Raw genomic sequence first — 24,920 nt, forward strand, 5'->3', positions numbered from 1 at the left:
GATCATGAAAACATATAAGACACTGACCACAATTGCCTTAGCCGGTATCGTCGTTGTACTCGGTGCCTGCGCCAGCAATGGCGGGCAGAGCGACAAAGTAAGCCGCGACAAGGCGATTGCTCTGATGAAGCGTGATTTCAAAGCCACGGGTATCGCTGGTCTGGAACGGCTCGACGAAGACCAGGTGCAGGCGACCTGTAATCACTCGGGAAACAATCCGCCCAGCGATGAACTGATACGGTTGCAGCAGGAGCAGCTGGCGACCATCAAACTCCCCGCTGACGGAAATCTGATGGGCGACTGGAAGAACGGGGAAAAGATCGCTCAGAATGGCCGCGGGTTTACCTGGCGCGACAAGCCGGGCAACGCCCCGGGTGGCGGCTGCTATAACTGCCATCAGATCGGTCCGAATGAGGCATCGTTCGGCTCCATCGGCACGAGTCTCTACCAGTTTGGCAAGATCCGTGGTTACACGGCGGAGATGCAGAAATACGTCTACAGCAAGATCTACAATGCCAAGGCGTTCAACCTCTGTTCCGAGATGCCGCGTTTCGGCTATGTCGGTGCATTGAGCGAAGCGCAGATCAAGGATCTTGTCGCGTTGCTGATGGACCCCGAATCCGAGGTCAACAAATAGCTCCGGGGAAAGCGTCCGGGCAGGGTTGCGCCTGTCCGGACGTTTCTCTTCCCAGGCAGCGTAGGCGTACCCAATCGGGTTGGCGTTACGGGTTGCTGCACCACGCGCTGAGCGCCGATACCGGTATGTTGACCACGCGGCGATTGTCCGATCTGTAGAGGAGTTCTCGTAAATGTTGACCCGTCGCGATTTTCTTCAGGTTGCCGCAGCAACTGCAGGCATGGGTTTGCTTAAAGGTGCCTGGGCGAGCACGAGCAACCGCCTGCGCTTTGAAGACCTCACCGCATTCGAACCGGTGGGTCAGGTCACGCTCCTCAATTTTACCGATATCCACGCGCAGTTGATGCCGCTCTATTATCGAGAGCCATCCAGCAACCTCGGTGTGGGCCACCTGCACGGTCTGCCGCCGCATATCACCGGCAAGGAATTGCTGCGGTACTTTGGTTTGAAGTCCGGAACCGCGGAGGCGTATGCATTTACGCATGACGATTTCGAGCGCCTGGCGCGTGCTTACGGCCGCGTCGGAGGTGTTGCCCATCTGGCAACGCTGATCAAGGCGATACGGGCTGAACGCACCGGCCGGACTCTGTTGGTTGATTGTGGAGACACGTGGCAGGGATCCTACACCGCGTTGAAGACCAGCGGGATGGACATGGTCGAAGTCATGAATGCCATGGGCGTCGAGCTGATGACGGCACACTGGGAATTCACTTATGGCGAAGCGCGGGTCAAAGAGCTTATCGCGGCGCTCAAGTTTCCTTTTCTCGCCGGCAACGTCGTCGATGTCGACTGGGAGGAGGACGTCTTCGCGCACACCGCGTTTTTCGAACGTGGGGGCGTCAAGATCGCCGTGATCGGCCAGGCGTTCCCTTACACTCCGGTGGCCAATCCGCGCTACATGATGCCCAAATGGTCGTTCGGTATCCGCGAGGAAAAGGTGCAGCAGCGCGTTGACCAGGCCCGCGAAGCGGGCGCCGAGCTGGTGGTCCTTGCCAGTCACAACGGTTTCGAGGTCGATCGCAAACTGGCCGCCCGGGTCAACGGCATAGACGTCATTCTTACGGGTCACACGCACGATGCGATACCGGCGCTGATACCGGTAGGTGACACATTGCTGGTGGCGGCCGGGTCGCATGGGAAATTCCTCGCACGCCTCGATCTCGAGGTGAAGCACAAACGCATCGTGCGTTACGGTTTTCGTCTGATTCCCGTTTTCTCCGATGCGATACCGGCGGATCAGGAGATCGCTGCGCTGGTCAACAAGATTAGAGAACCCTACGCCAAAGCTCTCAACGAAGAGCTGGCAACCACCGATTCCCTGCTCTACCGTCGGGGTCATTTCAACGGCACGTTCGACGACCTGATCTGTAACGCGATTTTGCAGGAACGTGATTGCGAAATCGCACTTTCGCCGGGATTCCGTTGGGGTTCGGCGCTGCTGTCCGGTGATTCCGTACGACTCGAAGATGTCTACAGCCATACCGCGATCACTTATCCCAACTGCTATCGGCAGGCGATGAGCGGCGGGCGCATCAAAGAGATTCTTGAGGATGTGGCAGACAATCTGTTTAATCCCGATCCCTATTATCAGCAGGGTGGTGATATGGTGCGTGTCGGCGGACTTGGTTACACTATCGACATCCGCAAGCCAATGGGCGATCGCATCAGCAATATGATTCATCTGACATCAGGTACAGCCATCGATCCACAACGCGACTATATGGTCGGGGGTTGGGCGTCGGTAAATCCCGATACCGCGGGTCCCCCCATCTACGACCTGGTGGCAGACTATCTGCGTCGCGAAAAGCGCGTCAATCTGCAGGGGTACGAACACGTCAAGGTGCTCGGTGCGTAGTCTGTTTCCACTCGGGAAGATTTAATGTGGAGAATTTCGATGTCACCTACCCCGGCGCCCTGCTGGGCGGATTGCTGAGTTTCTTCTCGCCCTGTGTCTTGCCGCTGATCCCTGCCTATCTCTGCTTTCTCGGCGGCACTTCGCTGGAACGCCTGACAGCGGAGGAGGGTGTTAGCGCAGCACTGTCGCGACAGGTAATGCTCGCCTCAACATTCTTTGTGCTGGGATTCAGCACCGTCTTTATCGCTATGGGTGCTACCGCTACCACGTTGAGCCAGGCAATCGCTCAGAACTTCGGGGTGTTGAGCAAGATCGCCGGCGTGATCATCGTGTTGTTCGGATTTCATTACGCCGGCCTGTTGCGCATCGGCTTTCTAAACTTCGAAAAGCGTGTCCATCTGCAAAACCGTCCGGCGGGTCTCGCGGGGAGCTACGTACTGGGGCTTGCCTTCGCTTTTGGGTGGACACCTTGTGTCGGACCGATACTGGCGACCGTCCTGATGGTGGCGGCCACAGGCGAGAGCATCTGGAAGGGTGTATCTTTGCTAAGCTTCTATGCAGCTGGAATCGGCCTGCCGTTTCTGATCGCAGCATTTGCCGTGCGTCCATTCATGGCATTCATGCGCCGCTTTCGCCGGCATATGCGCGCGGTCGAGCTGACGATCGGTTTTCTGTTGATCGGTACCGGTGTTCTCATCTTTACCGGGGGATTGGCCGATATCGGGCAGTGGATGCTGGAGCACATTCCGGTGTTCAGTACAGTGGGATAGTGATTGCTTTCACGCCAGATGAGGAGTGTGTGTCGTGCGCAAAAACAGAGCGGGTACTAAAACATTGCTGGTGTGGGGATGGTTGCTCGCAGCGGGTACGCTTATCGCCGAAGAGCGGATCGAACCGATACTGGGTGATGACGGGCTTTACCACCAAAGTTGGTTTGCTCAGAGTTTCCTTGATATGCGCGAGGATCTGGCGGAGGCGCAGGCCGCCGGCAAGCGTTTCGCCGTAGTTTGGGAGCAGAAAGGTTGCCCCTACTGCCGTGATCTGCACACCATCAATTTTGCCGATCCGAAGATCAACAAATATGTACGCGAAAACTTCGTCATCCTGCAACTCAATCTGTGGGGGGATCGCGAAGTGACCGATTTCGACGGCAAGGCCCTACCCGAAAAGGAGATTGCGCGTAAGTGGGGCGTCCTGTTTACTCCTACTGTGCATTTCTTCGTGGAGAACAGCGAAGTTAAAGCCGGCAAAGGCGGGCGTGAGCAAATGGCCTGGATAATGCCGGGATATTTTCGCAAGACCCACTTCCTGGGCAGTTTCGAATACGTAAAAAATCGTATCTACGAGAAGCAGGACTTTCAGAAGTTTATCGCTGAAAAGCTGGCAACCGAGTCAAGCACGACACAGTAGAGTCACTGAATACGAGCTTTTTCCGGGGGAAAGGGGATCACACAACTGAGCAGAGGTGAGATCTATGGCACTACCAGAGAGAGACGGTGACGGTTACCTGCAAGACCGCGACGAATGGACCCCCGAGATTGCGCGCGCTATGGCTGAGGTCGACGAAGTTGAGCTCGACGAGGAAAAATGGAGCCATATCGTCGGCGCTCGCAAATACTACGAAGAGCATGCCGTTGTTCCGCCGATACGCAAATTTGCCAAATACCTCGGTGTGGACCAGAAGGGCATGTTCAATAAATGGATGTGTGGACCCATGAAGCCCATAACCAAATATGGCGGACTGCCAAAGCCGACAGGGTGCGTTTAGCGTTTGTTGTGAACCAGCTCATATTCTGAACCGAATGCATGGGTACCCTATCAGCAATCGTTGATTGCTCGTAACCCAGGGCAGGGAAAGAATGACGGGAACCGGCCTCAAAGGAGAGACTGCGCGCGAGCGCGTCTCTCTTTTTTTTGCATGCAATGAACCGTGTTGGGGGGGCGGTCACCGGCGTTGTTGGGTTTGGAACCGGCAAAGGGGAAAACATGAAGAGCGTTTTGCGCGCAGTTTGCTGCGCATTGGGTCTGCTGAATGCTGGCCTGATTCAAGCCGATGAAGCGTCCAGAATCTATTTGGAGTTGTTGCACAACTCGGGAATGGAGGCACAGTATGAGCAAGCATCGGCGCTGATCGTTCACAACTTCAGGAAAGAGATCAACGCGCGTGGTCAGCGCAGTTTTACCCCGCAGGCAGTGAATGAGATTGGCCGTGAGATTCACAAGGCGTTTTCGCCGGGTGTGATGAAGGCGGTAACCGTTGCCTACCTCCGTGGTCATCTGTCCGAGCAGGACGCGCGACGTGCTCGGGATTGGACGAACGCCCCGCTGGGGAGCAAGATCGCGCACCTGGATAAGCACGCCGGTACTGTCGAGGGTCAGGCCGCGATCGAAAAATTTGCCGCCTCACCCGATAAGAACCCGATGTCAAAACAGCAGATTCAGCTCATCAAGGGCATTGCTGATGACACCCATGCGGTGGATAGGGTGCTCGACATTTCCCTCGCTATTCAAAAGGCGGTTGCGGCGGCCGCTCTGGCCGCCTCATCGCGGGATAATCTCGCCTCGCTGCCTGCGGTTTTTGCAAAAATCGATGAACGACGCGACGAGCTGAAAGGGTACTTCGCAAAAACGGTGCTCATCTCGTTTCTGTACACCTATCAATCACTCACTATCGACGAGTTGCAACGTTATTCGCAATTCGTCAATTCCCCGTCGGGCAGCAATTTCCACAAGACGATGTTCGAAGCGATGCGCCAGGCGACCACCGAGGCAGCATTGCGCCTGGGGTTGGCATTGGGGAAGCATCGTTGATGCCGAGGGATCACGCAAAGCGCTCTAGTGCTCGACGTCGGGCTGTTGGCAAATCACGAACCGTCGCCGGCGGATCGGGTCATGCTCCCTTGCCAGGCGTCCGCGGTACCTCTTCAAGCGGCACCGCTTCCGCCCGGTTCACCAAATAGATGCCTAAAGCAACCAGCGTCAGGGCGATCAGCAGGGCGCGGGTTATGGGTTCATCGAGCAGCCATCCCCCCGCCGCGACACCGAACAGAGGCGTAAGAAAGGTAAATGACGCCAGCCTGGCCGCGGGGTAGTGGCGGATCAGCCAGAACCACAGCAGGTAGGTAATAAAGGCCACCCACACTGCCTGATAGACAAGGCTGCCAATGATCAGGGGCGTCAGTTGGATCACACCGGCCTCCCCCATGGCCAGCGATGCCAGGGGCAGGTACAGGGCCGAGACCCCCAGTTGGTAGAACAGGACTTTACTGGGTGGGCTGTGGATCAGTGGGCTGGCTTTGATGAGTACGGTGGTCGCACCCCAGAGGACTGCTGCAGCGACCAGCATCGCATCGCCAATCAGCATTCGGGAATCGGGGAAACTCATCGATTCTCCAAAAGCCACAACGATACCGGCGAACGCACAGGCCATGCCCAGGATCTGTTTGAAACGCAATCGTTCGCTGGGGAGAAAGAGCTGTGCCCCCAAGGCGACGATAAAGGGCGTCAGGTAGAGAAAGATAACCGCACGCGATGCATTGGTGAACTCAAGCCCCCAATAGATCAGTTGAAACTCCAACGCAAAAAGCAAACCCGCGCCGATACCCCACCACAAGGTCCCGTCGCGTTCCAGAACAGGAATCCTGCGCACCAGCATCCAGCCCCAGATCAACAGCGCTGCCCCCACGGAACGCAGACCGGCCTGCAGGATCGGGGTAACACCCGGTATCGCAATTTTGATCGCGACTTGCTGTAGCCCCCAACTGGCGCAGAGCACGATCAAAATGATCATCGCGGTGGGTGTCAGGTGTGAGTGCTTGATAGGCATGGGCTAAGTAGGTGGATAGATTCGGGTGAGCGCCAAAGAGTTTACGTGAGAATGTGCCGGATCCGCAAAGTCGGCTTATAGTGAGATGAGGCAGGGGCTTTCGACGAGGGCTGCTTTATGGGGCGTGGAAGAGCCACGGGTCTGGTGGGTTTGCTTTGCCTGCTCATCGCGGCGCAAGCGCACGCCGGATCCTTCCGATGTGATGCGCTCCCGGTCGAGGTGGAAGCGCCCGACGAGAGCCTTGTCGGGGAAATCTGCACGGCGTCGGTGCGGACGCTGAATTTTCTCGAACGCTACGCATTGTACCCTGTACGGACGATACGCATCGGGGTGGTCGAGTATCCCCTGGAGTCCACGGGCCACCCGATCTATGGGCGATACGACAGCCGCTTCGATCGAATTCAGGTCATGTCTTTGGACGCGATTCTACAAAGCGTGACGGCGCCCACCCTTTACGAGGAGGCGCTTGATCTCGAACTCTACCGCAGCGTGATCGCTCACGAGGTGACGCACGCTGTGGTGCAACACAACAGCCACAGCGCTCAGATCACCACGACAGCGCAGGAGTATCTTGCCCACGCCACACAACTTGCGGTGCTCCCGGAAGCACGCCGCTCACGCATCATTTCTGCGGCCAATGTGGGGCCGTGGGAGTCGGGCGATGTCATCAGCGATGTCTATATGGCAATGGCGCTGACGCGATTTGCCGTGAAATGCTACTTGCACCTGACGGCGCATCAGGAGCCAATCGCCTTCGTGCAGATGCTTTTAGCGACCAAGTGGCGTTATGTGGGTGTGAACTGACGGCTTACTGAATTCCTTGTTCTAGAACCTATCTCAAAATCCCGCGCGTGCTGTGTTGAGCCCCAGAGGTGCGCTGGGTAGGCCCGAAGGCGCAGCCAATAGCAGCGCTATTGGCAAGTCGAGAACACCGCCAGCGCACCTCTGGGGCCAACCCGAAGGGCCGGCCGCTCGCGGCTCCAGCGCGGTGTTGCGGCTCACTCATTGGGAGTGACCCAACCACCATCGCCGCGCCTTGCGCTGAAACCACGAGCGACCGGCACAGCTCGCGGGGGATTTTGAGATAGGTTCTAGTCATCGTCGCGCTCTCGATGTTTGTCTTTCTCTGACCCACGTCGGAAATCACGCAGCTTAAAGTCACCCGATTTAGACTGCTTTGATCGCCACAGATGCTTGGCTTCATCCTCGTCACCGCTGCGGTGACACTCCACGCAGTTCTCGTAGTTGAAGATACCCTCTTCGACATGCTCTTCGCGAATCTTGGAGCGGGAGTGCTCATGGCAGCCGTAACAGGTGTAGCTGCTGTAGTCATCGTTCACATGACAGGTGGCACACTCGGTGGTGTGATCCCGATCGAAGCGGAAGTACTGCTCGTGATCGAATGTCGCCGGTGTCCAGGCCTCCTGGGAATGGCACTCTCCGCAGTTGCCCTTGATCTTCTGGTGCAGGGCATCGCCGGGATTGCCATGGCAACTGTCGCACTGTTTCTGGAGCTGCGCCTCAAGCAGCAGGTGCGAGAACATATTGATGGGACGAAAGGCCTTCACTCCGCGGTGGTCGCTGTGACAGGAGACGCAGTCGTCCTCGATCAGCTGTTGGTGGAAGGCGACGTTTTTCGTCTCCTCGGCGATGGAACGCCCCTGAGTGGTCTTCAGTCCGATCTCCTCGACCTTGTGGCATGCAATGCAATTGTCGGGCGTGCTGCCGATGAACGGAGTGTGACAGGCGAAACAGTCGTTGTTTAAATCCGCGTGGGCGTCGATGAGTTTGCCGGGCATGATCATCGGTTGCGGCATAAAGATCACCAGCAAAACCAGTACGGCCAGATTGGCCGCGACGACGAGCATGACGGTACGGTTCTTCATTGCCACTGCCAGAACAGGAAGATGCTGAAGATATGGGTGAGCGCGAGCACGCCGAAAGCCAGTGTGATGGGAAAGTGCACGGCACGCCACTTCTTCATCGCGTCCACCGTGACCGAATCCCAGAACAGTTCCCGCTCCAGCGCTTCCCCGGAAAGCGCTTGTTCATACATCGTTTTCTTTTCGGCGAGGTGGCGCCGTGAACGATCCAGAAGGTACTTGCCGGTCATGCCGCTCCCCACGTTGACCAGCATGGCCAGCAGCGCCAGCCAGGGCAGGATGGCGTAGACATGGATCCCGGCGTGAACCATGACCATCAGCGCTCCCAACCAGGTCAGCGCCTCGTGCAGCGTCAGCAGGGTCTTGGGTCGACCGAACCTGATCAGCTTGCGTTTGCGCATGGAGTAAAAGAATGACAGCAGGATCAGGATCGTGCCGGGGATGCCCAGATAGCGGCCGATCCAGACCAGGTCGAAGAGGTGCAGCAGCGCATCGGCAATGATGGTGGCGGCGATCAGGCTGCCGAACATCACCAGGAAGGGCAGGACCTCTTTGCGTAGGATGGATCGGTGCATGTCTATGCCGCCAGGGTGATGTCGCCGTCGGGTTTGGAAATACACAGCAGGCAATGGCCAGCCGCGATGTCCGCGTCGGGCTGCTGATTGTATATCACATCACCGGTTTCCAGTTCGGTCTGACAGCAGCCGCAGCTGCCGGCGCGGCAACCGGATTCCACCGCGATGCCGTTGCTCTCGGCAAACTCCAAGAGAGAGTCGGCATGCGCGTCCCAGTTCAAGGTCTTTCCGGTCCTGCGAAAAGTCACGGCGACGGCACGGCCAGCCTGTACTTGCGCCGTTAAATCCGGTTTTGCAGGTCTGACAAGCGTCGCGGGGCCGAAGGATTCGTAGTGGATGTCCCCGGTATCCACGCCCCACTCCTCGAGGGCCGGTACCAGGCTCTCCATCATCGGCTTGGGTCCGCAGACGTAGAATTGGTAGCGCGCCAGTTTGAGCGTCGCACGCAGTAACGCCACGTTGATGAATCCGGCGTGCTGATAGTCCATACCCGCCTCTTCCTCCCCTTGTGGGTTGCTGTAACAGAGGTGGAGGTGAAAATTCGGGTGCGCCGCAGCCAGTGCCCGAAGATGATCTGTCATCACCGGTTCGGTGCCGTCGCGTACGCCGTAGAAGAGCCATACCTCACGCGGGTCGCGTTGCTCAAACAGTGTGTTGACGATGCTCAGCATCGGAGTGATGCCAATCCCCCCGCCGATCAGGACGATGGGTAAAGGCGAATCCGTGAGATAGAAATGACCGGCAGGCGCTCTGATCTGCAGACGGCTGCCCTCCCGTACGTGGTCGTGAAAGTAGTTGGAGGATAGACCGGGAGGGGCGGTGGGTTGATCGGCCGGCGCCGGAATCCGTTTGATGGAGACTCGGTAATAGTCTGGACGCGGGCGATCCGACAGCGAGTAACAGCGCACCACGGTTTTGATTTCACCGGACTCCGGATCGGGAACAGGTAGTTTGAATGTCAGGTATTGGCCGGGTCGATAGGCCGGGAGCGGTTGTGAATCACTGGGTACCAAATAGAACGAACAGATCGATTGGGCGCCATCCTCGATGACCCGGCGCTGAACCACGAATTCCCGGTACCCCTCCCAACCAAGACCCTTGGGCGCGGGTGTCGTATCAACCTCCGCGCCGCCCGCCCTCGAATCAGCCCGGGGTGGCTGGAGTGGTGCGACGGCATCACGCCGAGCCCGATAGAGTATCCGCACGACCACCACAGCAACTTGTGCCAGGATGGCCGCCAAGATGATGAGTGCAAGGGTGGTGGTGGACATGGATGGTTGATGCTCCGCGATGAATTTGTGCCCGGGCGATTGTATCCTCTCGTGATGAAAAGAGTATTCCATTGTGCTGAAATGAAACTGAAACACACGCGTGCGGGATGGCGTGCTGCGGGGACCTCCCCGGATCGCTGGATTGGAATGGTTTCCCGCGTCCCGCTCGCCGCTGACAATGGGGTTGCGTGATCAACGCTGGACACGTTCGTTATATTATTGAGGCTCCTTCCGCCGTCTCCCATCGGCAGTGCAACTACAGGCAATAGACATGACACGCAGGAAATCAGCGCCGAACCCGGCAAACTCCGACCGCATCATCGCCGAAGCGCAACGCAATCGCTTGTCGCGCGAGAGCGGTTATCGCGAACAGGCGCTCAAGCTCTACCCGTGGATCTGTGGACGTTGTGCACGTGAATTCACGCGCGAGAACGTACAGCAGCTGACCGTTCACCATCGGGATCACAATCACGACAACAATCCGCCCGACGGCAGTAACTGGGAGCTGCTGTGCGTCTACTGCCACGACAACGAGCATGCCCGGTACCTGGAGCAGGCCGAGGCCACGACTGGGAAGGCGGGTGGTAAATCCGCCGTGGGTGCCACGCAGCAACCGTTCGCCGGACTGAAGGACCTGCTCAAGGGAGATTCATGAACGCGGCGAACCCCGCGGATCTGGGCGGTTGGCTGGTCTATATGCTGCGCTGCTCGGACGGTTCTCTCTACACCGGCATCACAACCGACATTGACCGCCGCATCGCCGAGCACGGTGACTCGAGGGGCGCAAAATATTGTCGTGGCCGGGAGCCGCTGGAGCTCGCCTATCTGGAGAGCGGCCATGATCGCAGCAGTGCCAGTCGCCGCGAGGCAGCCATCAAGGCACTGCCCAGAGTGGCCAAGGAGAGGCTGATCGCCGAGGATCGCGACCCGCTCGGCCGCGATTATCAGACCGGGTCGTCCCCGGCGGGAAGCACAGAGGAGAGCCCATGAGCGTATCCATCGGTCAATGGCGCGAGGAGGACGAGTACTTCATCGAAGAGGGCTGCTTTATTCTGGAACTCGCCAACAGCGCGGAGGATCCCCAGCTTTCCATTGCGCGCGCACGGGTGATCCCGGGTGTCGCCACACGATGGCATCGCTTGCGTGACACCGCCGAACGCTACCTGATACTCGAAGGTACCGGCAGTGTGGAGGTGGGCGAGGACAGCCCGCGGAATGTGAGCCCGGGTGACGTGGTGCTGATCCCGCCCATGATGCGCCAGCGCATCACCAACACCGGGGACATCGATCTGGTGTTCCTGGCGCTATGCACGCCGCGGTTCCTGCCCGAGAACTACGAGTCGGTGACCGCTGCCTGGTAGTGGAATGCCGGGCGTGGCGCCCTCTCCTCACGGTCTATACTTTTCGATACCGTGGGGGAGATCGTACGGAGGAACCGGACCATGGATACCTCGCCGCACAACCTTGCCACGCTGTTCGCCCAGCTTGGACTGCCCAGCAGTGAGGCCGAGATCGAAAGCTTCATTCGCCATCATCAGCAGACTCTGACACCGCAGTTGCGCATCGAACAGGCCGGATTCTGGACCAGCGCTCAGGCCGAGTTCCTGCACGAGGCGGTCGCAGAGGACTCCGATTGGTGCGAAGTGGTGGACGGACTCGACGTACTGCTGCGAACGTTGCCGCACTAATGCTGGATCAGAATCAGGGCCGCTTTGTGCTTTCGCGAAAGTCTGCGATTCTCACCACCTGTCAGCCTCTGGCGATCTGCGCTAACAAAACGGGCGCCAGAGTCACGCCGGTGCCCGCACCTCGATCGCGTGCTTTTTGATCAGACGCCGGAGTTGGTGATAGCTGAGTCCCAATGCCTCGGCGGCCAACGTCTGGTTGTAACGGGACCTGTGCAGGGCGCTCTCCACCAAACCCTGCTCGTAGTGCGCGACAGCAGCCGCGAAATCCTGGTTTTCGGCAGGGGTTGTGGATTGCACCGGTGCGGCCGCGCTCGCACCGGGACGCCAGGGGCTGGCGAAGGGATCGAAAACGATTTCGCTGATGAGTTCGCTATCGTTGCGATGCAGACAGACCGCCCGTTCGATGACGTTGCGCAGTTCGCGGACGTTTCCAGGCCATGAGTAGCCGCACAGGGCGTGCAGTGCGGCAGGCTCGAATCCCGGAAAGAGTTCGCGATCCAGGGTGCGGGTGATCTCCAGTGCGAAATGATTGGCCAACGGCAGGATATCGGCGGGGCGGGCGCGCAGTGGCGGGAGCGTAATCACATCGAAGGCGAGACGATCCAGCAGGTCGGCGCGGAAACCGCCCTCCGCGGCCATGCGTGGCAGATCGACGTTGGCCGCGCCGATGACCCGCACATCCACCCGCAATGTCTCGCCGCCGCCCACCCGTTCCAGCTCACCGTACTCGATAACCCGCAGCACCTTCTCCTGAACCGCCAGCGAGGCGTTGGCGATTTCATCCAGCACGAGGGTGCCGCCATGGGCACGCTCGAATCGCCCGATATGGCGCCGCTGTGCTCCGGTGAAGGCGCCCGCCTCGTGACCGAAGAGCTCCGATTCCAGCAGCGATTCGGTCAGGGTGGCACAGTTGATCTTGAGCAGCGGCCCGTCCCAGCGGCGCGACAGGTAGTGCAGGCGGCTGGTGATCAGCTCTTTGCCGGTGCCGCGCTCCCCCACCACCAGGCACGACTTGTCGATGGGGGCGAGCTGCGATACGCGCTCGACCACGTCGAGAAAGGCCGGGTCTTCGCCGATGAGATTAGGGAGGGATTCCACGCCGTTATGATAGCGTATTTCGCTAGCGCATAACGCCATTTCATGGTTATTTACGCCATTGACAAAGCACTGCTATCTTCCAAGTCATTGATTTTTGGTGGCTAAGTAGTTGGCACGCTACCTGCTCTACCCTGGGTAGACAATCAGTTCTGACCATGGAGATTACGCAATGGGTATCTTTTCCCGCTTATCGGACATCATGAACTCCAACATCAACGCTTTGCTCGACCGTGCCGAAGATCCGCAGAAGATGGTGCGTCTGATGATCCAGGAGATGGAGGACACTCTGGTGGAGGTGCGCTCGGCGGCCGTCAAGGCGATCGCCGACAAGAAAGAGCTGTCGCGCAAGCTCGAGAAACTGGAAGCCGGCCAACAGGAGTGGGAGGAGAAAGCGGAGTTCGCGCTCTCCAAGAATCGCGAAGATCTCGCCAAGGGCGCGCTGGGTGCCAAGGCGAAACTGGGCGAGCAGGTCGCTGCACTTCGTGAGGAACTCGTGCTGATCGAAGAGAGCCTGACCCGTTACAACGAAGATCTTTCCAGTCTGCAGACCAAGCTCAACGAAGCCAAAGCGAAGAAGAAGTCGTTCGAGATCCGCATGAACAGCGCCGAGAAGCGCGTTAAGATGCGTCGAACCCTCAACGATGGTCGAGTGGACGATGCTTTGGCGCGTTACGATGTGCTGGAACGGCGTATCCATGAATTGGAGGCGGATGCCGAGTCCTATGATCTGGGTAAGACGAAATCACTGGAAGACGAGTTCGCCGAACTCAAGGTCGAGGCCGGCGTCGAACGCGAGCTTGAGCGGATGAAGGCACGCCTCAATCGTAGCCGCAGCGAATAGTCGCCCGGTCGCGCACTGTGAGAAAACGGCCGTTCACTCAGGATGAAGAGGACTCATGATCGACACGCACTTTATGTGGTACCTCTCCGTACCCGCCATCATCTTTCTCGCCCTCGTGCTGCCGCTGTGGATCTCCTTTCACTACCTCACCAAGTGGAAGCAGATGAAGCAGGGTGATCTGAGCGACGGGCGTATCGCCATCGACAGGAAAGAGTTGGTGCGGATGCGTGATACAGCCGAGAAACTGGGACAACGCATCGCTTCGCTGGAGAAGATCCTTGATGAAGAATCGCCCGGATGGAGAAACCGATGAGCCACAGTTGTAGAAATTCAAAAAGAGACCACTCCCGCGACCGACACGAACATCCGGGTGTGGTGCGCCGTGTTACCCGGGGGTTGGCGGCAAAGTTCGGGGTACCGCGCAAGCTTGTGCTGGCCGGATTCATCGTCGGTCTCATCATCAACGTGCCGCTGACCATCGTCATCTTTCTGATCGCGTTGTACTGGGTCGATCACCCGGGCAAGCTGGAAAGCAAGATGGAGCGATTGGCGGAGAAGTCGCGGCGCGTCTGGTCCCGGTTTGGCGATAAACCCTCGACCCGACACGCTTATGCGGGTGGTGCTCAGCCCGAGGACGACGGGGAGGATTTCAGTTTCACCGATCTTCGTCGTCAGTTCGATGATCTGGAGCGACGCGCCGGCGATATGGAGGCCCATGTCTCCTCCGGGGAGTTCCACCTCCACAAGGAGTTCGACCGGATGAGCAAGAGGGACAAAGATCGGCGGTAGCGCGGCTTCCTCCGATGGGATACAACGCGACACGCGGGGGATTGCGAGTCGGGTTCTTGTCTGGCCGACAGGATGTCGACTGCGGTAATTCGCCACGGAACAGCGTCGGCGGATTGATGATGCCGCATTCCCCGGTAAACTGTAGAAGACCCCGTAGCGGATAGGAAAGCGACCCTTGTGGCCCTCGAACTCAATACCCTCGAACTGCGTATCATCGGCTGCCTGATCGAGAAAGAGATCACCACCCCCGATCAGTACCCGTTGTCCCTCAATGCTTTGGTCAATGCCTGCAATCAGAAGAGCAACCGCGATCCGGTTTTGAGCCTGGACGAAGCCACGGTTCAAGAGGTGCTGGACGGGTTGCGCAAAAAACACCTGGTCCTGGAGAAATCCGGATTTGGCAGCCGGGTGTCGAAATACCAGCACCGCTTCTGCAACACCGAGTTCAGTGACCTTAAGTTCACCAGGCACGAGATCGCCATTCTCTGCGAACTGTTCCTGCGCGGCCCTCAGACGCCGGGAGAACTGCGGGCACGTGCCGGGCGCATGAGCGCCTTCAAAGATGTGCACGAGGTTGAGCAGGCCCTGGAAGCGTTGCGCACGCGCGAGGGCGGTCCGCTGGTGATCAAGCTGCAGCGCGAACCCGGCAAACGTGAATCGCGCTACGCACATCTCTTTGGGGGTGAGGTAGACGACGCCGTATTGCCGTCATTGGCATCAGTGCCGGGGGAACCGAATCCCGGAGAGAGTGAGCGGATCGCAACCCTGGAAGCGGAGGTCGCCGCGCTGCATGCCGCATTGGAAACGCTGCAGCAAAGGTTCGATGCCCTGGATCGTTGATCCCGCCCGCCGGCGCCCCCTACCGTGTTGACCCGACAGCCAAGAGGAACACCATGACCGTATCAACCCCCGATCTTTGTGATGCCTACCCCGATCAGGTCAGAGTGCTGGAGCCGTTGTTTCGCATCTACGGCGGCAAACACCAGTTTGCCGGGCAGATCGCAACCGTAAAATGCTTCGACGACAACTCCCTGGTCAGGGAGTTTGCCGCGCAGGATGGCACGGGTAAGGTGTTGGTGGTCGACGGCGGCGGGTCGTTGCGTCGCGCTTTGCTTGGCGACATGATCGCCGCTGAACTGGTGAAGAACGGTTGGGAAGGCATAGTAATCAATGGCTGCGTGCGCGATGTCGAGGCGTTGAATACACTGGACCTCGGAATTCGTGCCCTCAACAGCATCCCGGTCAAGACGGAGAAGCGCGGTCTGGGCGATGCCAACGCATTGGTGCGTTTTGCGAGTGTGGAGTTCAAACCCGGGCAATGGCTCTACGCCGATGAGTCCGGCATGGTGGTCAGTGACGAGCCTCTGAAAGCGGGTTGACGCGTAATCACGCTGTGAACCGCCCAGCGGCGGGATCTCTTGCTGCTGAAACGGGTACTTTCGTGCTCTTTGCGTCCTCGCGCGAGACCCGTGTTTTTATCGTGCATTGTCGGACAAATGCACCAGCACGATCGCGCTGGGTTCATCCGCCTCGAAATGCAGACCGTCACTCCGCATCAGGTTGCCTTCGATCACCTCGCGTCCGTTGGCACTGCCGCTACCGCTCGCCAGGTACGCGAGCGTCGGGCCGCGGCTCGTAGCAGTTTGCTCGGAATCCAGCCATCCCACATCGATCAGGGTACCGGCCGGCAATGTTTCCACCTGATCCGCTTTGCCGCCGTAGACGCGCACCATTTTGCCCTGCGGTACGGGGTAGTGGCGATAACCGGCTGGTTCGCCGCGCAGTTCGGGCAGTACCCATAACTGGAGCATACGGTTCTCGGTGTCATCGGGATTGATCTCATTGTGCTCGAAGCCTTCTCCGCCGGCGCGTTGCACCTGCACGTCGCCGACGCCCAGCTCCTGCCCATGCTCCAGCGAGCCCTGGTGCGCGATACGACCCGAGAGAATCACCGAAATCACGTCCACCTCACGGTGACTGTGCATTCTGGTCTCACCCCGGGGAACGAAGCGCGCGTCGGCAAGATAGACGAATCGGCCCAATCCGTTCCAGGCGCCAGGCGCGCCATGTTCGCCAAACAGCCGCGACTCTGTGACCAGGCGGTACTCGCGCACGCCCGCGAAACCTCCGAGTGGCAGATCGTCTCGATGCAGAATTTCCACGGCCCGTACCTCCGATGGTAACTCCCGGTTAGGTTGAGAGTAGACCATCGGTGTCAAGCAAGGGGATAAGGTATCAGGGCGATGCCGTCTTGCGATGTGCGAGGGTATTGGCGTAGTAGTGCAGAATGAGCAGCGACTCCTTCGGGACGGTATAGGTGTCATCCTCCTGCTCGATGATATGACGCAATGCCAGCATATCGAGCGCCGTTTTGAGATTGTGGGCCCGGGTCAGGCGCGGCAGTGTGACCAGAACGCCCTGCTGCTCCAGTGCGGCAATGTTCTCCATTGCCTGATGCACAATCCCGGTACCCGGCATGGGTGTATCGGAGTGCTGAATGAGAACCTGCGCAATCACCGCGGTGGGCAGTACGGGAATCACCTCGGCAATGGCACTCATCAGATTTTCCGCCAGCCGCTGTACGTAAGTGAAGCGCTCATCGGTGCTCAGATGCCGGAAGTTGATGGCGTTCTCTGCGCAGAACGCGCGCGCCGATACCGGATAGCCAAAATTGACCTGAGCGAAACCAAGACGGTTCCAGCGGCTGCGCAGCATGAGGCTGAGATTGTGGCCGATAAAACGCAGTGTGGTTTTAACAACGAAAATTTTGCTGCGTCTCTCGGCATTCTCCTCCATTGCGCGCAGCAAGGTCCGGTCTTCGAACGTTCGGTCGTAGTTGAGTCCGACGGGCACAAAAACGATCTCCCGGTCATGCTCCGGATCATAGTTGCGCATCATATAGTCGAGGATGCCCAGACGGGGTTCGCGCAGTGCGCCGTCACGGCTCAGACCGCCCTCCGGAAAAACCGCCTGACAAACGCCCTCCTGGGTAGCCATGGCGATGTAGCGTTCCAGAACACGGCGATAGAGCGCACTGCCTGAGTTGCGGCGGACGAAGAACGCGCCCATCGATCGCACCAGCGATTGCAGCAACCAGACGCGTGCCCATTCGCCCACCGCGTAGGAGAGCGCAGTCCGTTCTGCCACCAGAAACGACACCAGTACATAGTCCATGTTGCTGCGATGGTTCATCACGAACACGACCGTTGCCTCGGGGTCGATGGCCTTCAGACAATCGTCCTCGATAAAGCCGACGCGAACCCGGTAGAGCAGGCGGGCAAACCCCTTGGCCGCCCAATAGCCGACGCGAAAATAGATATAGGCATTGAAAGCAGGCACGATCTCGCGGGCGTACTCCAGTACCTTGGCCTGTACCACGTCGCGCGGCATGTTGTGCTCGGCGGCGTGTTGGTTGACTGCCTCGATGACCTTGGTGTCGTAGACCAGCCGGTCGATCAGCACCTGGCGCTTGGTGAGCTGAAAGGGGCGGATGCCGATGTCCAGAACCTTGCTGATTTCGTCCAGGACGCGATTGACGCGCCGGCGCAGAAACCAGCGTACGCTGGGTATCAGCAGGCGCGTCAGCAGCGCCCATAGCGTTGCCGCCACCATGAGCAACAGCAGCCAGAGGGGAATGGGGTAAGCCTGAGTGAGGTCCATATTGTTGTTATGCCGCCTCTGCTCCCGGGCGTGGCCTGCCGCGCCTTTTGGGACAAGATTAGCTGGTTTTCTAGGTGTTTACAGCCTCCTGCCTACGGCCTCCACGGTTGCCTGTACGAGATGGGTGTTCCCCTGTCACAGGTCCCGCCTTCTCCGCCGAGGTGTGAGTTGTTGTCAGTGCAGGCCGGGACTCTGGCTTGTGATGATGCGCGCCGCACTGTTTTAAGATAGGTTTCACCACTGGGGTATTGTTTGCGAAAGAGAGACCGGCTGTGCGGTTGGAACCTGAAAAGAATCTTGTGCTCATCGGCGGACGCGGCTGCGGCAAGAGCTCCATTGCGCGGCGTATCCGCAACCACAATAAAAACTTCACCCTCCTGGAACTGGATGCACTGATCCGTTACGAGTCCGGCGGACTGACCATTCCCGAACTGGTCGACCTGCATGGATGGAAACATTTCCGCGACCTTGAGTATGAGGTGGTGCGCAAGGTGGGGGCCTTTCGGCGAGGTGTGCTTGTCGATTGCGGCGGTGGCGTGGTGGTCGACCTCGACCAAGAGGGCAACGAGGTGTTCAGCAAGCGCAAGGTGCGGGCGCTTAAAGCCCATGGCCTGGTGGTCTATCTGCAGCGCGATATTCACTATCTGCTGAAGAAGATCAAGGGTGACAGCAACCGGCCCGCCTTGTCGGAAACCGCCTCGTTCAAAGAGATCATGGAACGCAGAGACCCCTGGTATCGTGAAGCCGCGGATGTGGTCATCGCCTGCGAGCGACTGACCAAACGCGAGCTGGCGGAAAAGGTGATGAACTGGTTCCAGACGAACTCAACTGTCGGAAGCTGAATCTACCGCCAGGTCTGAAGAATAGATAGTGTGTTCAAGAATCACTGGGCATGACTTGACCAGGGGTTCCCTAAGCCGATCGCCCCGGACATCAACCTTCAAGTGCGACCGCGCGCTGCGTCCCGCCGCGTCACATAGAATCCATAGATCACCAGATAGCCGGCCGCCACCGACAGGGCGATCACCGTGCCCCACCCGACCCCGAAACGCGGATAGCAGAACCATACTGTCGGTATGTAACAGATGATCGCTCCCAATCCCTGGGAAAAGTTTTTCAGGATCGTGTGTGCGTGTTTCCGTTCGTAGGTGTAGTGGACGATCGCCAGCAAGGGCAGCAATGTGAAGGGGAAAGCCGCGAACAGCCCGGCCCACAAAGTTCCTAACCACTCCGCGGCACCGGTCACCACCACGATGACCGCGGCGGCCACCAGCGCACGGGCCAGCAGCACCTGGTGACTCAGCTGCACCCGCGCTTTGATCTCGTGGTTATCGATGTGATTGAACAGGTAGATGAAAAACGCCATCGAGACCAGCGCGATCAGCAATCCTCCGAGCAATCCCACGCTGATGAAGTGCAGCAGCCAGGAGACGAGAAAAAACCCGGCCAATCCGCCTGCAGCGGAGAGCGGAACCGCGAACCGGCGGACTTTGGAAGAGGTGAGGTAGTAAAAAAGATTGAAACCCTGAATCGCAACCAGACCCACCAGCGTGTAGACCGCACTGTCGGCGGCGAACTCGGGCGAGATCTCGTAACCGTAAAAAAACAGGGAGATACCCACCCCCAACGGGAAGCCCGACAGTACGCCCGCCACGCGCGGTTTGAGGTGTTCGGCCACCAACGACAACCCCACTACGATGAAAACCGTCGCAGCGACCTTGATCAGAACGAGTGTATCGAGCATTGGAGATTGAACAGACCGCAGAGAAAGACCAGACGATTGTAGTCAATGTTGGCTGCGCATGATTCAAGCTCTGCAAAACCTCCTCTCTCCGCGTCTTAGCGAGAGACAGATGAATTTTGAAATTCTCATGTCAGCGAATCCGCGGCCTGGTATCGGTGAGGATCAGCGCCGGATCAGAAAAAGGCGCCAGCCGTTCCACAAAGTCCATCATCTCCAGCACCGGTGAGCCAGATAGAAGCGCGTCGTCGGGCGATCCATCCATAGTCGATCAGAGTAGATCTGTACCGCATAGGGCGTGTCGCCGTAACCATCACCGTCCGCACCAAACCCTTCGTACCGGTCCCAGTAGTTGCCGCGCCACTCGTTGGCCAAAGCGCTGGACGAGGCGCTCACAAGCATTGATTCTTCCAGGGTATGGGAATAAGGTTTTACCGGAAACAAGGTGAGGCTGCAGGGAGCTAGGTTCTACAAAAGCAACAAGCGCATTCCCATTGTCGGCGAAGACGGGACAAAGAAACCGGGAGCTTGCAGATGGATCTGTTTCGTTTTTGCGGTAATCAACGACGCAACGTTGAGTCTGCCGTCCACGCCATCGGCGGGCCACAATACCGACAGGAGAAAAGAGCATGGAAAAAACCGTTCGTGCCGCTGTCGTGCAGGCCAGCTCGGTGGTTTTCGATCCCGACAAAAGCATCGACAAGCTGCGGGAGCTTACCCGGGAGGCCGCCGCGAAAGGTGCGCAACTGGTGGTCTTTCCCGAAGCGTTCATCTCAGCCTACCCCAAGGGGCTGGATTTCGGCGCGCGAGTCGGCAGTCGTCAGCCGGAAGGTCGTCTCGATTTTCGTCGATACTTCGAAAGTGCCATCGACGTGCCTGGGCCCCATGTGGAGCGCATCGGTGCCACGGCGAAAGAGGCCGGCGTCCACCTGGTGGCCGGGGTGATCGAACGTGATATCGGCACGCTCTACTGCACCATCCTGTTCTTCGCCCCCGATGGCCGCTATCTCGGCAAACACCGCAAGCTGATGCCCACGGCGATGGAGCGTCTCATCTGGGGTTTCGGCGACGGCTCCACACTGCCGGTGTTCGATACCGAACTGGGCAAGCTCGGCGCCGTTATCTGCTGGGAGAACTTCATGCCGCTGCTGCGCACCGCCATGTACAGCAAGGGCATCCAGCTCTACTGCGCACCCACGGCGGACAGTCGCGATACATGGCTACCCGCCATGCAGATGGTGGCCATGGAAGGGCGCTGTTTTGTGCTCTCCGCCTGTCAGTACCTGCAGCGCAAGGACTGCCCGGACGATTACGCCACCACCCAGGGTGACGCCCCGGACACCGTCATTATGCGCGGCGGCAGCGCCATTATCTCTCCTATGGGACAAGTGCTGGCGGGGCCGAACTTCGAGGGCGAGGGCATCCTGGTCGCAGATCTGGAGATGGGTGAGATCGCCGGGGGAAAATATGATTTTGATGTGGTGGGCCACTATGCCCGGCCCGATGTGTTTCAGTTGTACGTGAATGAGCGCCCGCAGCACAGTGTGGTGATGTCAAGTACGCCAACAGATGATCCCTATGCAGAAAAATAGGAACAGCACCCCTCCGCGCAATAGCTTGTAGTAGGCGCAGGTGGTGTGAAACTGATCGGGTAAGGGTTTCTGTTACGAGCCGTCCAGGAACGGGTTGTTAAAATCGATTCTGCTGAGTTTTCCATGTGGCAATGCAAGCCCCACCCCTTTTTTGCATTACACAAAAAGCGTTGGATTCCATACGCTACGGATACCCGTAATGCCAAAAAACCAACAGGAATGAACAAGCTCCTTCTGCTCCCGCTCGTTCTTTCTATGGGCTGCGCAAGCCTGCCCGGTGAAAAGATCAGCAAGATACAGAACAGGGAGATCGCCTACGTTATCAAGGGGGAAGGGAACCCCACCGTGGTTCTGGAGACGGGCCTCGGTCCAACCATGTCCACATGGGATGCGGTGTACGAAGATGTGGCTCGCGTTACGCGTGTGTTTGCCTATAACCGTCCGGGTTATGGTCGCAGTAGCGTCGGGAAAACTCCAGAATCGTTGCGCGACCTGGCGGATCAACTTCGTCAGAATCTTTTGAGTACCGGTCTCAAGCCGCCCTATGTTCTGGTCGGGCATTCAGCGGGTGGTTTATACGTCAACTATTACGCGCGGGTATATCCGCAAGAGGTGGCGGGTGCGGTCCTGATCGACTCCTCTCACCCAGCACAGTTCGAGTATTTCAAGAGTGAAAAACCGTTGATACACGCGCTGTTTGTAGTATCTACCTCGACCGGACGGACCAGTTACGAATCGCGAATTCTAAAAAATATGCACAACGAATTCAAAGAGGTGGGTCTTTTTCCGGATGTCCCTTTAGTAGTGCTTACAGCCGGTAAATCGTCCTTTGTCGAAACGCAGGAAATGCGTGAAAAATGGCTCACTTTCCAGCGCGATTTGGCTGCAATGTCTTCGCGCGCAACTCATACAATCGTGAAAGGCAGCGGTCATTTTATACAGAAGGACAAGCCGGATACGGTCATTGAGGCGATCAGGCACGTAGTCGAACAGGTCCGAAACAGGATGTAGCCGAGACAGCGAAACGGAACTCGCTGCCTGTTGATCAGGCTGGGCGCCGACTCGACTGAGCAGGTCACTGCAGCGGAGAATCAGACAATTCCTGGACCAGTCGCAACAGATTCTTTTGCGTTGCGCCTTCGACGGCCATGATGATGCGCGTGGCACCGGCAAAAGCCTCGTTCCACTCGACGTGATGGCGGGTGTTGATGCCTTTGCGCCATACCTCTTGGCCCGTGGCGGGGTCCACCAGCCAGTATTGAACAACAATGGCATATGTGGGGCTGATACCGCCTTCGGTCGTGACAGTGATGATTTCGCTGTGCAGATTCAGATCCGCGTCCGACGCCACAATACCGGCAAACACCTGTGCATCGGCCAGCGTTTTGCTCAGCGCTTCGAAGTACTGCTCGTTGGTAATATAGGCTTCGCGACCGAACGATGAGGCGCGTCCGCCTTCGACGGGCATGACTTTGACGAATTTGCTGATCTGTCGTGTAGCCCTAATCGGCTGATCCGGAATCAATCCCGCAGTCTTGATACTGCATCCAATCAACAGCAGCGTAAGCATAAGGATCGTCAGGGTTGTTCTGCCACGTAGCTGTTCTCTATCCATAACTGCTCCCTGGTCGATACGTCGTACAATCATCAGTAAGCTCTTTCTGGGAGGTCTTCAAACAGCGTGCTGAAGGCATTCTCGATGGCCACATGTTTGTCAGGCGTCAGCAGCATGCCGATGGGGCTGAAAATTTGCAGGATGTGCTCAGAAAACTCTTCCTCGACACGTCTACGCCACGCTACCGTACCGGTTTCTCGGTCGATTATCATTGCCGAAACTGCAGCGTTCGCGGATGTCTGAACCACATTGTTTGTCGAATCGATGCTCTCGATGAACAAGAAGGCGACATGTTCAGCCCGCGCAGGTGCGAGTGCCGCCAATTGATCGGGTGTCATGTCCTTGAGCGTCTCGACATTCCATCCGGGCGGTACGGACCAACTTCGGGGCCGGTCGAGGACGTATCCCTTGAGCGCCAGCTTCCGAAGTAAAGCCTTGTAGATGTATTCGTCGAGCTTTCCGTAGAGGTTATCGAAGCGTTCTTCCCGGTCCTCATCGGTCTGCCCTTCAGGATAAACTACGGGCAGTATCATGATGCTTTCGACCTGCTGGAGCGCAGCTGTTCCCGCGTCGTCCGCTGCCAGGGCAGCACCCGTATCAGTCATGACCAAGCCCAGCAGCAGCGCAACCATAAGCGCCTTGTCGCGAGTGAGACTGATGAATCCTTGCTGTCTAGATTTGTCCGGTCCGTGAGCCATATTCTCCTAACCTTGTAACGAATCCCGTAGCGCCTCTTCCCAGTATAGTAACAATCGGGAAAAGACTCAGTTTCCTGTATTGCGGGGTTGAAGGGGCCTGATCCCTCCACCTGAGATAGAAGTACAGCGAGGTCCTGGGCACGACTTCGGGACGGTCCCTGGGCTTTTCGTTCGTTCCAAAGGAGGGGAAGGCGCTACCCCGTCGATCTAATGGACAACCACCATTGGCCAGGCGTAGATTTCTACCTGATCGAAAGTGGCGGCACCCAGCAGCCAGTAGGTGTGTACGGGCTGGGTGGGCGGAGTTGAGGGAAGCGGGAAACTGATTGGAGCGAGCGTTTCGTCCTCGCTCGCTTGCACCCCGCTATGGAGTCCAGGCTTAGGACTTAACAGTACGGAGCTATAACGATGAACAAGACCGTGACACTACTGGTGCTGGCTTTGCTATCGTGCGGCGTTGCGCTGGAAGCGCAAGGGGAGCAAAAGAGAGACTCATCGGACAACGCGCGTCAGCGGACCCGCGATACGTTGGATCGAAGCACTGCGTATCGACAGATGCCGAAGGAGGATTCGCTGCGAAGCGACTGCACTTCGCGGAGCCTTGATTGCCCCGACTCGACGCCCTCGGAGCAGGGCGGGTCCCAAAGCAATGGTTCACAGACAACGGGCGGCGGGAACGGAGCGCCCCGGCCCGTATTGCCGGCCGCACGACAGCGCGTGCTGGACTCCTGTGTTCGTCAGCAGATGCGCCGAGCGGGCGTGACAGATACCGACGCGTACGCGTACTGCAAGGAGAAGTACTCGGAGCTTCAGTAGTTGCAGATTGAGAACAATGGCAGTCGCTTTGTTCCCGGTTTTAAGTACTGCGGAAAAATAGAAACATCTACTTGCACGCGACAAGTGTTTCGTTCAGATGCGGGATAGCCTGATCACGTACTTTCTTGTTATTTGAAAAACGAGACACCAGTCGATAAGTGGGGTTACCGAATCGCCATTTGATCTCGAAATGGTCAGCAACTCTGAATCTGCCAACGTTGTATTCCAATGTGGCGCTTTTGAATCTGCCCAGAGAACTGTTTTCCATGGAATACCGGGTACTGGCAACGCTGCCTTTTCCATTTTTGTCAGTGCGACTCGTCCATGTGACGGTA

General features: G+C 58.0%; 29 protein-coding genes and 2 pseudogenes. 20 read left to right on the forward strand and 11 right to left on the reverse strand.

Going from position 1 to position 24,920, the window contains the following annotated elements:
• The first annotated feature begins 4 nt into the window (after positions 1–4).
• From soxX to DWQ09_08580, 6 genes are all read left to right on the forward strand, one after another.
• Positions 5–637 carry a sulfur oxidation c-type cytochrome SoxX gene (soxX, locus tag DWQ09_08555; protein ID KAA3628179.1) on the forward strand — a complete coding sequence of 211 codons (633 nt, stop codon included), beginning with the start codon at positions 5–7 and terminating at the stop codon, positions 635–637.
• A 172-nt stretch (positions 638–809) separates the two neighbouring features.
• The gene (gene soxB / locus DWQ09_08560; protein ID KAA3628180.1) at positions 810–2,492 is read left to right on the forward strand and encodes a thiosulfohydrolase SoxB; all 1,683 of its coding nucleotides are present in this window, start codon (positions 810–812) and stop codon (positions 2,490–2,492) included.
• 26 nt (positions 2,493–2,518) lie between these two features.
• Positions 2,519–3,262 (forward strand): cytochrome c biogenesis protein CcdA, encoded by a 744-nt coding sequence (locus DWQ09_08565; GenBank protein KAA3628181.1) that lies wholly within the window; start codon positions 2,519–2,521, stop codon positions 3,260–3,262.
• A gap of 184 nt (positions 3,263–3,446) precedes the next feature.
• Positions 3,447–3,902: a thioredoxin gene (locus tag DWQ09_08570; GenBank protein ID KAA3628431.1), complete on the forward strand. Its 456-nt coding sequence runs from the start codon at positions 3,447–3,449 to the stop codon at positions 3,900–3,902.
• Positions 3,903–3,966: 64 nt separating this feature from the next.
• Complete coding sequence (tusE, locus tag DWQ09_08575; GenBank protein ID KAA3628182.1) at positions 3,967–4,260, forward strand: TusE/DsrC/DsvC family sulfur relay protein; 294 nt, start codon at positions 3,967–3,969, stop codon at positions 4,258–4,260.
• Positions 4,261–4,478: 218 nt separating this feature from the next.
• Positions 4,479–5,303, forward strand: a complete 825-nt coding sequence (locus DWQ09_08580) for a hypothetical protein (protein ID KAA3628183.1) — start codon at positions 4,479–4,481, stop codon at positions 5,301–5,303.
• A 79-nt stretch (positions 5,304–5,382) separates the two neighbouring features.
• On the opposite strand, the gene DWQ09_08585 is transcribed toward DWQ09_08580, so the two are convergent.
• Positions 5,383–6,318: a DMT family transporter gene (locus DWQ09_08585; GenBank protein KAA3628184.1), complete on the reverse strand. Its 936-nt coding sequence runs from the start codon at positions 6,316–6,318 to the stop codon at positions 5,383–5,385.
• 117 nt (positions 6,319–6,435) lie between these two features.
• Between DWQ09_08585 and DWQ09_08590 the strand changes: the two genes are divergently transcribed.
• Entirely contained in the window at positions 6,436–7,122 is a 687-nt protein-coding gene (locus tag DWQ09_08590; protein KAA3628185.1) for a hypothetical protein, read from the forward strand.
• A 389-nt stretch (positions 7,123–7,511) separates the two neighbouring features.
• On the opposite strand, the pseudogene DWQ09_08595 reads toward DWQ09_08590, so the two are convergent.
• The 3 genes and pseudogenes from DWQ09_08595 to DWQ09_08605 all read right to left on the reverse strand — a co-directional run bounded on the left by DWQ09_08595 (position 7,512) and on the right by DWQ09_08605 (position 10,047).
• A pseudogene (locus DWQ09_08595) lies at positions 7,512–8,204 on the reverse strand (class III cytochrome C family protein).
• Positions 8,201–8,776 (reverse strand): hypothetical protein, encoded by a 576-nt coding sequence (locus tag DWQ09_08600; protein ID KAA3628186.1) that lies wholly within the window; start codon positions 8,774–8,776, stop codon positions 8,201–8,203. The pseudogene DWQ09_08595 and the gene DWQ09_08600 overlap by 4 nt, the downstream one beginning before the upstream one ends.
• Positions 8,777–8,778: 2 nt before the next feature.
• Positions 8,779–10,047 (reverse strand): FAD/NAD(P)-binding oxidoreductase, encoded by a 1,269-nt coding sequence (locus tag DWQ09_08605; GenBank protein ID KAA3628187.1) that lies wholly within the window; start codon positions 10,045–10,047, stop codon positions 8,779–8,781.
• Between the two features lie 271 nt (positions 10,048–10,318).
• Between DWQ09_08605 and DWQ09_08610 the strand changes: the two genes are divergently transcribed.
• From DWQ09_08610 to DWQ09_08625, 4 genes are all read left to right on the forward strand, one after another.
• Positions 10,319–10,702: an HNH nuclease family protein gene (locus DWQ09_08610; GenBank protein KAA3628188.1), complete on the forward strand. Its 384-nt coding sequence runs from the start codon at positions 10,319–10,321 to the stop codon at positions 10,700–10,702.
• Positions 10,699–11,037 carry a GIY-YIG nuclease family protein gene (locus DWQ09_08615; GenBank protein ID KAA3628189.1) on the forward strand — a complete coding sequence of 113 codons (339 nt, stop codon included), beginning with the start codon at positions 10,699–10,701 and terminating at the stop codon, positions 11,035–11,037. Before DWQ09_08610 ends, DWQ09_08615 begins: the two co-directional genes overlap by 4 nt.
• Positions 11,034–11,408: a cupin domain-containing protein gene (locus DWQ09_08620; GenBank protein ID KAA3628190.1), complete on the forward strand. Its 375-nt coding sequence runs from the start codon at positions 11,034–11,036 to the stop codon at positions 11,406–11,408. Before DWQ09_08615 ends, DWQ09_08620 begins: the two co-directional genes overlap by 4 nt.
• Positions 11,409–11,489: 81 nt before the next feature.
• A complete protein-coding gene (locus DWQ09_08625; GenBank protein ID KAA3628191.1) occupies positions 11,490–11,735 on the forward strand; it encodes a DUF2789 domain-containing protein in 246 nt (81 codons plus the stop codon).
• Positions 11,736–11,837: 102 nt separating this feature from the next.
• On the opposite strand, the gene pspF is transcribed toward DWQ09_08625, so the two are convergent.
• A complete protein-coding gene (pspF, locus tag DWQ09_08630) occupies positions 11,838–12,833 on the reverse strand; it encodes a phage shock protein operon transcriptional activator (protein KAA3628192.1) in 996 nt (331 codons plus the stop codon).
• A 169-nt stretch (positions 12,834–13,002) separates the two neighbouring features.
• Here pspF and pspA point away from each other — a divergent pair, with 169 nt between their 5' ends.
• The 5 genes from pspA to DWQ09_08655 all read left to right on the forward strand — a co-directional run bounded on the left by pspA (position 13,003) and on the right by DWQ09_08655 (position 15,842).
• Positions 13,003–13,674 carry a phage shock protein PspA gene (gene pspA / locus DWQ09_08635; GenBank protein KAA3628193.1) on the forward strand — a complete coding sequence of 224 codons (672 nt, stop codon included), beginning with the start codon at positions 13,003–13,005 and terminating at the stop codon, positions 13,672–13,674.
• A gap of 73 nt (positions 13,675–13,747) precedes the next feature.
• Positions 13,748–13,987 (forward strand): envelope stress response membrane protein PspB, encoded by a 240-nt coding sequence (gene pspB / locus DWQ09_08640; GenBank protein ID KAA3628432.1) that lies wholly within the window; start codon positions 13,748–13,750, stop codon positions 13,985–13,987.
• 59 nt (positions 13,988–14,046) lie between these two features.
• Positions 14,047–14,463, forward strand: a complete 417-nt coding sequence (locus DWQ09_08645) for a hypothetical protein (GenBank protein KAA3628194.1) — start codon at positions 14,047–14,049, stop codon at positions 14,461–14,463.
• A gap of 177 nt (positions 14,464–14,640) precedes the next feature.
• Positions 14,641–15,303, forward strand: coding sequence for a DUF480 domain-containing protein (locus tag DWQ09_08650; protein KAA3628195.1), 663 nt, complete (start codon positions 14,641–14,643; stop codon positions 15,301–15,303).
• Between the two features lie 53 nt (positions 15,304–15,356).
• A complete protein-coding gene (locus DWQ09_08655) occupies positions 15,357–15,842 on the forward strand; it encodes a putative 4-hydroxy-4-methyl-2-oxoglutarate aldolase (GenBank protein ID KAA3628196.1) in 486 nt (161 codons plus the stop codon).
• Between the two features lie 96 nt (positions 15,843–15,938).
• Here DWQ09_08655 and DWQ09_08660 read toward each other — a convergent pair whose 3' ends face one another.
• A complete protein-coding gene (locus DWQ09_08660) occupies positions 15,939–16,625 on the reverse strand; it encodes a pilus assembly protein (protein KAA3628197.1) in 687 nt (228 codons plus the stop codon).
• A gap of 73 nt (positions 16,626–16,698) precedes the next feature.
• Positions 16,699–18,123, reverse strand: a complete 1,425-nt coding sequence (locus tag DWQ09_08665; protein KAA3628198.1) for a glycerol-3-phosphate acyltransferase — start codon at positions 18,121–18,123, stop codon at positions 16,699–16,701.
• 227 nt (positions 18,124–18,350) lie between these two features.
• Between DWQ09_08665 and DWQ09_08670 the strand changes: the two genes are divergently transcribed.
• Entirely contained in the window at positions 18,351–18,965 is a 615-nt protein-coding gene (locus DWQ09_08670) for a shikimate kinase (GenBank protein KAA3628199.1), read from the forward strand.
• A gap of 98 nt (positions 18,966–19,063) precedes the next feature.
• Here the strand turns inward: DWQ09_08670 and DWQ09_08675 are convergent, their stop codons facing one another.
• Positions 19,064–19,867 (reverse strand): hypothetical protein, encoded by an 804-nt coding sequence (locus tag DWQ09_08675; GenBank protein KAA3628200.1) that lies wholly within the window; start codon positions 19,865–19,867, stop codon positions 19,064–19,066.
• Between the two features lie 130 nt (positions 19,868–19,997).
• Positions 19,998–20,266, reverse strand: a pseudogene (locus DWQ09_08680) (hypothetical protein).
• A gap of 227 nt (positions 20,267–20,493) precedes the next feature.
• Between DWQ09_08680 and DWQ09_08685 the strand changes: the two are divergent.
• Positions 20,494–21,456, forward strand: a complete 963-nt coding sequence (locus DWQ09_08685) for a nitrilase (protein ID KAA3628201.1) — start codon at positions 20,494–20,496, stop codon at positions 21,454–21,456.
• A gap of 123 nt (positions 21,457–21,579) precedes the next feature.
• On the forward strand, positions 21,580–22,467 hold the full coding sequence (locus DWQ09_08690) for an alpha/beta hydrolase (GenBank protein ID KAA3628202.1): 888 nt from the start codon (positions 21,580–21,582) through the stop codon (positions 22,465–22,467).
• 64 nt (positions 22,468–22,531) lie between these two features.
• Here the strand turns inward: DWQ09_08690 and DWQ09_08695 are convergent, their stop codons facing one another.
• Positions 22,532–23,026 (reverse strand): hypothetical protein, encoded by a 495-nt coding sequence (locus tag DWQ09_08695; protein ID KAA3628203.1) that lies wholly within the window; start codon positions 23,024–23,026, stop codon positions 22,532–22,534.
• 77 nt (positions 23,027–23,103) lie between these two features.
• Positions 23,104–23,769, reverse strand: a complete 666-nt coding sequence (locus DWQ09_08700) for a hypothetical protein (GenBank protein ID KAA3628204.1) — start codon at positions 23,767–23,769, stop codon at positions 23,104–23,106.
• 408 nt (positions 23,770–24,177) lie between these two features.
• Here DWQ09_08700 and DWQ09_08705 point away from each other — a divergent pair, with 408 nt between their 5' ends.
• Positions 24,178–24,585, forward strand: coding sequence for a hypothetical protein (locus DWQ09_08705; protein ID KAA3628205.1), 408 nt, complete (start codon positions 24,178–24,180; stop codon positions 24,583–24,585).
• Positions 24,586–24,920 lie beyond the last annotated feature (335 nt).

Source organism: Pseudomonadota bacterium, assembly GCA_008501635.1.
In the GTDB taxonomy this organism is placed as follows: Bacteria; Pseudomonadota; Gammaproteobacteria; order QQUJ01; family QQUJ01; genus QQUJ01.

What these genes read in the sequence shown, in the direction of transcription:
- DWQ09_08600 (KAA3628186.1), bottom strand. Translation starts at nt 8,776, where the DNA reads ATGCACCGATCCATCCTACGCAAAGAGGTCCTGCCCTTCCTGGTGATG.
- tusE (KAA3628182.1), top strand. Translation starts at nt 3,967, where the DNA reads ATGGCACTACCAGAGAGAGACGGTGACGGTTACCTGCAAGACCGCGAC.
- DWQ09_08695 (KAA3628203.1), bottom strand. Translation starts at nt 23,026, where the DNA reads ATGCTTACGCTGCTGTTGATTGGATGCAGTATCAAGACTGCGGGATTG.
- DWQ09_08605 (KAA3628187.1), bottom strand. Translation starts at nt 10,047, where the DNA reads ATGTCCACCACCACCCTTGCACTCATCATCTTGGCGGCCATCCTGGCA.
- DWQ09_08610 (KAA3628188.1), top strand. Translation starts at nt 10,319, where the DNA reads ATGACACGCAGGAAATCAGCGCCGAACCCGGCAAACTCCGACCGCATC.
- DWQ09_08690 (KAA3628202.1), top strand. Translation starts at nt 21,580, where the DNA reads ATGTGGCAATGCAAGCCCCACCCCTTTTTTGCATTACACAAAAAGCGT.
- pspA (KAA3628193.1), top strand. Translation starts at nt 13,003, where the DNA reads ATGGGTATCTTTTCCCGCTTATCGGACATCATGAACTCCAACATCAAC.
- soxX (KAA3628179.1), top strand. Translation starts at nt 5, where the DNA reads ATGAAAACATATAAGACACTGACCACAATTGCCTTAGCCGGTATCGTC.
- pspB (KAA3628432.1), top strand. Translation starts at nt 13,748, where the DNA reads ATGTGGTACCTCTCCGTACCCGCCATCATCTTTCTCGCCCTCGTGCTG.
- DWQ09_08625 (KAA3628191.1), top strand. Translation starts at nt 11,490, where the DNA reads ATGGATACCTCGCCGCACAACCTTGCCACGCTGTTCGCCCAGCTTGGA.
- DWQ09_08570 (KAA3628431.1), top strand. Translation starts at nt 3,447, where the DNA reads ATGCGCGAGGATCTGGCGGAGGCGCAGGCCGCCGGCAAGCGTTTCGCC.
- DWQ09_08700 (KAA3628204.1), bottom strand. Translation starts at nt 23,769, where the DNA reads ATGGCTCACGGACCGGACAAATCTAGACAGCAAGGATTCATCAGTCTC.
- soxB (KAA3628180.1), top strand. Translation starts at nt 810, where the DNA reads ATGTTGACCCGTCGCGATTTTCTTCAGGTTGCCGCAGCAACTGCAGGC.
- DWQ09_08655 (KAA3628196.1), top strand. Translation starts at nt 15,357, where the DNA reads ATGACCGTATCAACCCCCGATCTTTGTGATGCCTACCCCGATCAGGTC.
- DWQ09_08675 (KAA3628200.1), bottom strand. Translation starts at nt 19,867, where the DNA reads ATGCTCGATACACTCGTTCTGATCAAGGTCGCTGCGACGGTTTTCATC.
- DWQ09_08585 (KAA3628184.1), bottom strand. Translation starts at nt 6,318, where the DNA reads ATGCCTATCAAGCACTCACACCTGACACCCACCGCGATGATCATTTTG.
- DWQ09_08615 (KAA3628189.1), top strand. Translation starts at nt 10,699, where the DNA reads ATGAACGCGGCGAACCCCGCGGATCTGGGCGGTTGGCTGGTCTATATG.
- DWQ09_08705 (KAA3628205.1), top strand. Translation starts at nt 24,178, where the DNA reads ATGAACAAGACCGTGACACTACTGGTGCTGGCTTTGCTATCGTGCGGC.
- DWQ09_08580 (KAA3628183.1), top strand. Translation starts at nt 4,479, where the DNA reads ATGAAGAGCGTTTTGCGCGCAGTTTGCTGCGCATTGGGTCTGCTGAAT.
- DWQ09_08590 (KAA3628185.1), top strand. Translation starts at nt 6,436, where the DNA reads ATGGGGCGTGGAAGAGCCACGGGTCTGGTGGGTTTGCTTTGCCTGCTC.
- DWQ09_08665 (KAA3628198.1), bottom strand. Translation starts at nt 18,123, where the DNA reads ATGGACCTCACTCAGGCTTACCCCATTCCCCTCTGGCTGCTGTTGCTC.
- DWQ09_08620 (KAA3628190.1), top strand. Translation starts at nt 11,034, where the DNA reads ATGAGCGTATCCATCGGTCAATGGCGCGAGGAGGACGAGTACTTCATC.
- DWQ09_08685 (KAA3628201.1), top strand. Translation starts at nt 20,494, where the DNA reads ATGGAAAAAACCGTTCGTGCCGCTGTCGTGCAGGCCAGCTCGGTGGTT.